General features: G+C 69.5%; 8 protein-coding genes and 2 tRNA genes. 7 read left to right on the plus strand and 3 right to left on the minus strand.

Annotated features, from left to right (window positions below):
- Both EIO58_RS08565 and EIO58_RS08570 read left to right on the plus strand, forming a co-directional pair.
- A partial coding sequence (locus EIO58_RS08565) for a sensor histidine kinase (protein WP_446723911.1) occupies window positions 1-539 on the plus strand: 539 nt, incomplete at its 5' end.
- A 20-nt stretch (window positions 540-559) separates the two neighbouring features.
- Window positions 560-1225 (plus strand): LuxR C-terminal-related transcriptional regulator, encoded by a 666-nt coding sequence (locus EIO58_RS08570; protein ID WP_240658652.1) that lies wholly within the window; start codon window positions 560-562, stop codon window positions 1223-1225.
- Window positions 1226-1279: 54 nt separating this feature from the next.
- Here the strand turns inward: EIO58_RS08570 and EIO58_RS08575 are convergent, their stop codons facing one another.
- Complete coding sequence (locus tag EIO58_RS08575) at window positions 1280-1765, minus strand: Dps family protein (RefSeq protein WP_127819178.1); 486 nt, start codon at window positions 1763-1765, stop codon at window positions 1280-1282.
- 168 nt (window positions 1766-1933) lie between these two features.
- On the opposite strand from EIO58_RS08575, the gene EIO58_RS08580 reads away from it, so the two are divergent.
- The 3 genes from EIO58_RS08580 to EIO58_RS08590 are packed head-to-tail and all read left to right on the plus strand — an operon-like array spanning window position 1934 to window position 4985.
- Window positions 1934-4081 (plus strand): acyltransferase family protein, encoded by a 2148-nt coding sequence (locus EIO58_RS08580; RefSeq protein ID WP_127819179.1) that lies wholly within the window; start codon window positions 1934-1936, stop codon window positions 4079-4081.
- Window positions 4078-4617 carry a gamma carbonic anhydrase family protein gene (locus EIO58_RS08585; protein WP_127819180.1) on the plus strand — a complete coding sequence of 180 codons (540 nt, stop codon included), beginning with the start codon at window positions 4078-4080 and terminating at the stop codon, window positions 4615-4617. Before EIO58_RS08580 ends, EIO58_RS08585 begins: the two co-directional genes overlap by 4 nt.
- Window positions 4617-4985: an A1S_2505 family phage non-structural protein gene (locus tag EIO58_RS08590; protein WP_240658655.1), complete on the plus strand. Its 369-nt coding sequence runs from the start codon at window positions 4617-4619 to the stop codon at window positions 4983-4985. The genes EIO58_RS08585 and EIO58_RS08590 overlap by 1 nt, the downstream gene beginning before the upstream one ends.
- Window positions 4986-4988: 3 nt before the next feature.
- Here the strand turns inward: EIO58_RS08590 and EIO58_RS08595 are convergent, their stop codons facing one another.
- Window positions 4989-5891, minus strand: coding sequence for an alpha/beta fold hydrolase (locus EIO58_RS08595; RefSeq protein WP_127819182.1), 903 nt, complete (start codon window positions 5889-5891; stop codon window positions 4989-4991).
- Between the two features lie 371 nt (window positions 5892-6262).
- Window positions 6263-6333, minus strand: a tRNA-Gly gene (locus EIO58_RS08600).
- Window positions 6334-6620: 287 nt separating this feature from the next.
- Here EIO58_RS08600 and EIO58_RS08605 point away from each other — a divergent pair.
- Window positions 6621-6694 (plus strand) — tRNA-Pro (locus tag EIO58_RS08605).
- Window positions 6695-6775: 81 nt separating this feature from the next.
- The gene (gene tig, locus EIO58_RS08610) at window positions 6776-8233 is read left to right on the plus strand and encodes a trigger factor (protein ID WP_127819183.1); all 1458 of its coding nucleotides are present in this window, start codon (window positions 6776-6778) and stop codon (window positions 8231-8233) included.
- Window positions 8234-8409: the final 176 nt, after the last annotated feature.

Consider the following 8409-nt stretch of genomic DNA (forward strand, 5'->3'; position numbering starts at 1 on the left):
CGGCGCTGGAGCGCCGAGCCGAGTCCGGCGACGCGGATGCCGCAGCCGAACTCGCGCGCGATGCCCGGGGTCACGCGAAGGCCGCGCTCGACGAGCTGCGGGCGCTGTCGAGCGGCGTCGCTCCGCCCCTCCTGCAGGACCGCGGGCTCGCCGCGGCGCTAGATGCCCTGGCGACGACCTCACCGCTGGCGGTGCAGGTCGACGTGGAGACCGCGATCGACCGTGCCGTGGGCCAGGAGATCTCACGAACGGTGTACTTCGTCGTCGCCGAGCTCATGACCAACGCGGTCAAGCACTCGGGTGCGAGCGGCGTCACCCTCAAGGCGTCGCTGCGGCGCGCGCCCAGCGGCGCGCCGACGCATCTCGACGTGTGGGTGGTCGACAACGGTCGCGGGGGCGCGGTGTTCACAGTCGGGCACGGCCTCGAAGGACTGCGGGATCGCCTCGCCGGTCTGCGCGGCACGCTCGTCATGACGAGCCCCCCCGGCGGGCCCACGTCGGTCGGTGCGCACATCCCGCTGATGGCAGGTGCGATGTGAGCGATCCGTATCCTGAGGAGGTGGCTGCGGCAATCGAATCCGGACCCCTCCGAGTCGTCCTCTTCGAGGACTCGGTGCTCCTGCGCGAGGGGCTGATCCGGCTGTTCGACGAGGCGGGATACGTCACCGCAGGGGCTTGGGGCGATGCGCACGGCGTCGTCGAGCGCGTCCGCGCGGCGGCGGCGGATGTCGCCATCCTCGACGTGCGTCTTCCGCCGGCGTTCCGCGACGAGGGCATCCGTGCGGCGCTCGCGCTGCGCGACGCGCTCCCGGACGTCGGGATCCTCGTGCTGAGCCAGTACGTCGAGGGGGTGTACGCCCGTGAGCTGCTGGCCGGCGGCGAAGGCGGGGTGGGCTACCTTCTGAAGGACCGCGTCACGTCGCTCGATGAGTTCACGGATGCCGTCCGCCGGGTGCGTGAACGCGGCACCGTGCTCGATCCGCTCGTCGTGCAGGGACTCCTGTCGTCGAGGCCGGATCCACTCTCGACCTTGACGCCTCGCGAGCGGGACGTGCTGACGCTGATGGCCGAGGGCCGCAGCAACGCCAGCATCGCCGAGCGCCTCTTCATCGGCGTCGGTGCGGTGGAGAAGAACATCAGCGCGATCTTCTCGAAGCTGGGGCTGGAGGAGTCCGGCACCGAGCACCGGCGAGTGCTCGCGGTGCTCGCCTTCCTGCAGCACTGACGCAGAAGACCCCCGGCGAAGCGCCGGGGGTCTTCTGTCCGGATCAGTCCTGGATCACTCAGCGAGGTGCGCGAACAGGAACCAGCGGTCCTTCTCGAGCGACTCCTTGATGCCGATGGCGATGTCCTGGCTGGTGAGGTCGAACTCGTCGAGACCGTCGATCGCCGCCTGGACATCTGCGATGACCGCGTCCATGTCGGTGATCACGTTGCGGATCAGGGCGTCCCACTGGGTGAAGCCGGCGGGTACCGCCGTCGCCGGTGTCCTGCCCGCCACGGTGCTCACGCGGGCGTCGATCGGCAGGCCCAGGGCGACGATGCGCTCGGCGGCCTGGTCGGCGCCGTCCTGCGCGTGCGTCACCACTGTGTCGAGCAGCTCGTGGATCGCGATGAAGTTGGCGCCGCGCACGTTCCAATGCGCCTGCTTGCCGTTGACCGCAAGAGCCTGCAAGCCCAGGACCACGGGGGTGAGGAACTGTGCGCTGGCGGCGGCCGCATCGGGGTTGGCTGCGGTCGCGGGAATCGTGTTGGTCGTCGTCATGTCTCTCGCCTCCATCGGGGGAGGGGTTCGCTCAGATCGGCGTTCGCCCTCCGTCACGTGCAACGCTACTCAGCGCGCGACATTCCGCAAGCAAGCGAAGGCTGGGCTAAACAGGGTTTCCCGGGGGCCGGTGCCGGGGACCCTGGCAAGACCGGCTAACGTCGATTCGTGCCTTCCGCCGACCACGACCTCGGACCGCAGAATCTGCGCGTGCCTGCCCAGACAGTGACCCGCGAGCCGAGCGATCGTTCTCCCGAGCACGCCGAGCCGTCGCGATTCATCCCGCACGTGCAGGGGCTGCGCGCGATCGCAGTGCTCGCCGTCGTGCTGTACCACTTCTGGCCCGGTCGTGTGACCGGCGGCTACATCGGCGTCGACGTCTTCTTCGTCATCTCGGGCTTCCTGATCACGTCGCACCTCATGCGCGAGCTGAGCGCGACCGGGACCGTGCGGCTCGGTCAGTTCTGGGCACGGCGCGCGCGCCGCCTGCTGCCGGCATCCCTCCTCGTGCTGCTGTTCTGCGCAGTCGTGGTGATGTCGCCCTACCTCATGCCGACCTCGGCGCTGCCGAACGAGGTTCGCGAGATCCTCGCGTCGACGTTCTACGTCGAGAACTGGTACCTGGCCCTGAACTCGGCGGACTACCTGAACCACTCCGGCGACCCGACGACCGTGCAGCACTACTGGTCGCTGTCGCTCGAAGAGCAGTTCTACGTGATGTGGCCGCTCATCATGCTGCTGGCCGCATGGGTCGCGGTGAAGTGGCTGCGCGGCAGCCGCCGTCGCGCAGTGATCGTGGCCCTCGGCATCGTGTCGGTGGCGTCGCTGGCGTTCTGCATCGTGTTCACGATCACCGATCCCGCCCCGGCGTACTTCGTCACCTTCGGCCGCATGTGGCAGTTCGGCGTCGGCGCCATGGTCGCCCTCATCCCGCTGCTGCGAGTGCGCAACGCGATCGGCAGCTTCGTGCTCGGCTGGGGCGGCATCCTCGTGCTCGTCTACGTGATCTTCACCTACGACGGGCAGACGCCGTTCCCGGGCTACAACGCGATTCTCCCGACGCTGGGCGCGGCGGCCATCATCGCGGCGGCCAACGCCGACCGCTGGTGGTACCCGACGAGGATCCTCTCGATCCGACCGGCGCAGTTCGTGGGCGACATCTCCTACTCGCTCTACCTGTGGCACTGGCCGCTCATCATCATCGCCCCGTCGGTGCCCTTCTGGGGTCTCACCATCTACCACCGCGTGGCGCTGCTCGTGCTGTGCTTCGTGCTCGCGTGGCTCACAAAGCGCTTCGTCGAGGATCCCGTGCGCGGCTGGAAGGTGCTCACCTCGCGTCCGGCCCGCGTGACGCTGTGGTCTTCGCTCGCCGCGATGATCGTCGTCGCGCTCGTCGCAGGCACCGCGTGGCTCGTGAACGCACCCCTGTACAGCCAGGGCACGCGCGACATCGCGCAGCTGCAGCAGGATCCACCGGAGTGCTTCGGCGCGGTATCCGTCCTGGACCCGTCGTGCGCCGACGCGGAGTTCGCCGGCACGATCCTGCCGGCCCCCGGGTTCGCCGGCATCGACCGGCCGAGCGACGAGCGCTGCTTCGTGCAGCTCACCGACTCACGGCCGGTCTCGTGCGAGTTCGGCTCGGACGAGCCGGACGCCCCGCGGGTCGCCCTGATCGGCGACAGCCATGCGTACCAGCTCCTCTCGACGTTCCAGCGCATGGCCGACGACAACGGCTGGCACCTGGTCACGTGGTTCAAGGGCGCCTGTCCGTGGAACACGACGCCTCTCGCGACCCCGGGAGCATTCGGCGCCGCGTGCACCGAATGGCGCGATCGCGTGCAGTCCGCGATCGACGACGCCGACCTCGACGCGGTCTTCACCGCGGCGATCGCGACGACCCCGTACTCGTCGGCGGGGTATCCGTCGTCGCATGACGCCGCCGTCGCGGGCTACCAGGACGCCTGGTCGACAGTGCTCGACCGCGGCATCCCGGTGATCTCCGTGGTCGACAACCCGGTGTGGGAGACCGACCCCAACAAGTGCCTGCGCACCCGCGATGTCGCCGAGTGCGATGCGCCGAAGACGGACGTGCTGGTGGCCGAGGACCCGCTGCGGGACGCGGCATCCGGAATCGACGGCGTCACCCTGCTCGACTTCACCGAAGTGTTCTGCAGTGCGGAGGTGTGCGAGCCCGTGGTGGGCGGAGCCAACGTGTACCGCGATCAGGACCACCTCACGGTGACCTTCGCCGATACGCTCGCACCGTGGTACACCGAAGCCATCGAGACCGCCCTCGCGAGGAGAGTCACACCATGACCGTCGCACCGCAGGCATCGATCCTGTCGGCCGCGGGCCGCACGCCGGATCTTCACGAGACGGCGTTCGTGGCGGCGGGCGCCCGAATCGTCGGGGGAGTGACCCTCGGGCCCGGCGCGAGCGTCTGGTACAACGCCGTGCTGCGCGCCGACGGCGACACGATCACGGTCGGCGCGAACAGCAACGTGCAGGACAACGTCTCGATCCACGTCGACGCCGGCCGGCCCGTCGTCATCGGCGAGAACGTCTCGATCGGCCACAACGCGGTCGTGCACGGATGCACGATCGGCGACGGCTCGCTGATCGGCATGGGCGCCGTCGTGCTCAACGACGCCAGGATCGGCTCCGGATGCCTCATCGCGGGCGGCGCGGTCGTGCTCGAGGGCTCCGAGATCCCGGACGGCTCGCTTGTCGCGGGCGTGCCGGGCGAGGTCCGTCGGTCGCTGACCGACGACGAGCGGGCGGCGCTCTTGCGCAACGCCGAGCACTACCTCGCGCACGTCCGAGAGCACACCACGGCCGCTCCCCAGGAGTGATGGCGATGCGCATCGAGCAGCTGCGACCGGACGAGGTGTTCGTCTTCGGATCGAACGCGAGCGGTGCGCATGGCGGGGGAGCAGCCCGGTTCGCGTACGAGCGCTTCGGGGCGGTCTGGGGCCGATCCGAGGGACTCCAGGGCCAGTCGTACGGCATCGACACGATGTCGGGCCTGGAGGTGTTCGCCGAGCAGGCGGCGCGATTCGTGGACTTCGCGCGCGAGCACCCGGAGCTGCGGTTCCTCATGACCGAGGTGGGCTGCGGCATCGCCGGCTACACGCCCGAGCAGGTCGCGCGGTTCTTCGCCGGCGTACCCGAGAACGTCGTGCTGCCCGAGTCCTTCGGCCGTGTGCTCGAGGCCGACTGACGTTCAGCCCCGCGGCGAGGGGTGGTGCTTGCCGCGGTGCACCTCGTATAGCCGCACGTGGCCCGGCCACATGGGGTCGTTGACGATCGGCTGGTCGTCCATGAACAGACGGATGACGTGCGCGAGCTGATCCGGGTGGCTGAAGTTGATCGCGTGCGCGGCGCCTTCCAGCAGCACCACGAGCACGTGGCTGTCGGTCTGGCTCGCGACCTCGTCCACCCGATGCGCGTGCGGGAGCAGCGGGTCGCGCTCGCCCAGCACCACGAGCGTCGGGATCCGCAGCTCGAGCAGGCGCCGCAGCGACGGGTACTGCGTCAGCGCACGGAACAAGCGCATCGTGCTCGGCACGCCGAACCGCACGTAGTCGGGCACCGCGACGCCCGCCATCCTCGTCGGCTCTCGCGTCGCATCCGCCGCCAGCTGACGGATCGCCCGTCGCAGCGGCTGGTTGTAGAGGCCGCCCGCGGGTGACACCGGCACCGCGCGATCGACGCGCTCGGGGTACGTGTGCGCGAATTCGATGATGACCGGGCAGCCCATCGAGTTGCCCACGAGCGTGGCACGCGCCACGCCGCGGTCGTCGAGGAAGCCGCGGGCCGCCTGCGCGAGGTCGGGGATGTCGAGCATGCCCCGTCGCTTGCCGCTGCGGCCGAACCCCGGGAGGTCGGGCACGTAGGTGTGGAACTCGCTCGCCAGTCGCTCGGCCGTCGGCAGCAGATACCGCCCCGAAAGCCCGAAGCCGTGCACGTGCGTCATCACGCGCGCGTCCTCCGGAGGATTCGGCGACTCGCGGTAGAAGACGTCGACGCCATCGACGTTCGTCCACTTCTCGGCGAGGCTCGATGCCGGCCTCCGTGGAAGCCTGCGCGGCTTGACGCGTCCGGACGGTGAGGTCGGCGTGCTCATCACGGCTCCTGAGGGCGTAGGTCGGTGCCGACTCCAGTCTGGCCTCGTCCAGCGCCGAAGCCATAGCGCAAATCGCGTGAATGCGCGTCAGGGTCCACTGGCGGCTCTGGGAGCCGCGTGTCTGGCATCGGGAGGGATGGTCCGTCGAAGCGCCGGCGACACCGGCGTCGGGATCGGGCGGTCGTGCCCGAGGGGTGTTCGCGAACCGGGAGGATGGCGGGTTCGTCAGCCTGCTCGACGAGAAGCCGCCAAAATCGGAATGGCCGGCGGTGCGTGAGACGGAAACCCTCTGCCCCTCGGCGACGAGCCGTATCGCCGGTGAGGTCGACGGGCACAGGCGGTCCTGAGCCATCGGCCCAGGCGGGCATCGGAGGGGATGACGGGAATCGAACCCGCACCATCAGTTTGGAAGACTGAGGCTCTGCCATTGAGCTACATCCCCGCAGCGGCGAGCAGCGGCATCCGTCATTCTATGTCACGAAGCCGCGCGGGCTCGAACCGACGCCCGGACGGCGTGGGCGGCACTTCGCGACACGGGCTGCATCGCGAGACGCAGCGAGCGCCGGAAACGATAGCGCCGCGCGGAGCGAGCTGCAGCGCGCGGAGCGAACTGGCGCAAGCGCGAGCAGATGCAACGGGCCGCGACTGACGAGTCCGCGCAGGCGGGGCTGCGGCGGGTCGGCTAGACTTCTCGGGGCCGAAAGGCGCGCGCACGCGTGCGAACCCGCCCGGGGCGTAGCTCAGCTTGGTAGAGCGCCCGCTTTGGGAGCGGGAGGCCGCAGGTTCAAATCCTGTCGCCCCGACATCACGGCCCGCAGAATCCCGGAAGCCAGACTTGACCCAGCCGCGCCCGCGCGCGGTCCGATAGAGGAGAACGAACAGGCATGGTGAACAGCACCGTCGAGAAGCTCAGCCCGACCCGGGTGAAGCTGCACATCACGGTCAGCCCCGAGGAGCTGAAGCCCAGCATCACGCACGCGTACGAGCACATCGCTCAGGACGTGCAGATCCCGGGCTTCCGCAAGGGCAAGGTTCCGGCACCCATCATCGACCAGCGCATCGGTCGCGTCGCCGTGCTCGAGCACGCCGTGAGCGAGGGGCTCGACACGTTCTACCGCGAGGCCGTCGCGGCCAACGAGCTCCGCGTGCTCGGCCGGCCCTCGGCCGAGGTCACCGAGTGGCCGAACGAGAAGGACTTCTCGGGCGACCTCGAGGTCGAGGTCGAGGTCGACGTGCGTCCCGACTTCGAGCTGCCCGCCTTCGAGGGCACGACGGTCGAGGTCGAGGCCGTCGAGATCGACGAGGCCGCGGTCGACGAGGAGCTCGACCGCCTGCGCGGCCGCTTCGGCACGCTCGTGACGGTCGACCGTCCCGCCGCGACCGGCGACTTCGTCGAACTCGACCTTGTGGCCACGATCGACGGCACCGAGATCGACCGCGCCGAGGGCGTCTCGTACGAGATCGGCTCGGGCGAGCTGCTCGAGGGCATCGACGAGGCGATCGAGTCGCTCACCGCGGGCGAGGACACCACGTTCCGCTCGAAGCTCGTCGGCGGCGACCACGCCGGCGAAGAGGCCGAGGTCGCTGTCACCGTCAAGGCCGTCAAGGAGCGCGAGCTGCCCGAGGCCGACGACGACTTCGCGCAGATCTCCAGCGAGTTCGACACGATCGCTGAGCTGCGCGAGAGCATCGCGGAGCGCGTCGGCCAGCAGTCGGTGTTCACCCAGGGCTCGGCCGCGCGCGACAAGCTCATCGAGACGCTGCTCGCGCAGGTCGAGATCCCCGTCCCGCCGCAGCTCATCGAGGACGAGGTCCACACCCACCTCGAGGGCGAAGGCCGCCTCGAGGACGACGTGCACCGCGCCGAGGTCGCCGAGGCGAGTGAGAAGCAGTTCAAGACGCAGATGCTCCTCGACAAGATCGCCGAGCAGGTGAACGTCCAGGTCTCGCAGGACGAGCTGACGCAGTATCTCGTGCAGTCCGCATCGCAGTACGGCATGGCGCCGCAGGAGTTCGTGGGCGCACTGCAGGAGGGCAACCAGCTGCCCGCCGTCATCGGCGAGGTCGCGCGCAACAAGGCCCTCGCGGTCGCGCTCGGCAAGGTCACGGTCGTCGACACCGACGGCAAGCCCGTCGACCTCACCGGCTTCGTCGCCGTCGAGGACGAGGCCGCGGCTGAAGAAGAAGTCGTCGAGGAGGCGCAGGAGATCGCGGATGCCGCGGCGGACGCCGATACCGTGATCGAGTCCGAGGAGGCCGCTGCGGAGCCCGCGAAGAAGGCTCCGGCGAAGAAGTCCTCGGCCAAGAAGAGCACCAAGAAGACCGACGCCGACGCCGAGTGAGCGCCGCGCGACGCACGACATCGTGAGGGGGACGGATGCCGCGGCATCCGTCCCCCTCACTCATCGAGGAGAGATGTGACCGACGAGTGGCACGCCCGGGTGACGGCGACCTGGGACGACGAGACCCTGAGCGACGACGTGCGGATCGAGCTCATCGACGGCCTCGCGGCCGAGCG

It is taken from the genome of Microbacterium sp. CPCC 204701 (assembly GCF_004010105.1).
In the GTDB taxonomy this organism is placed as follows: Bacteria; Actinomycetota; Actinomycetes; order Actinomycetales; family Microbacteriaceae; genus Microbacterium.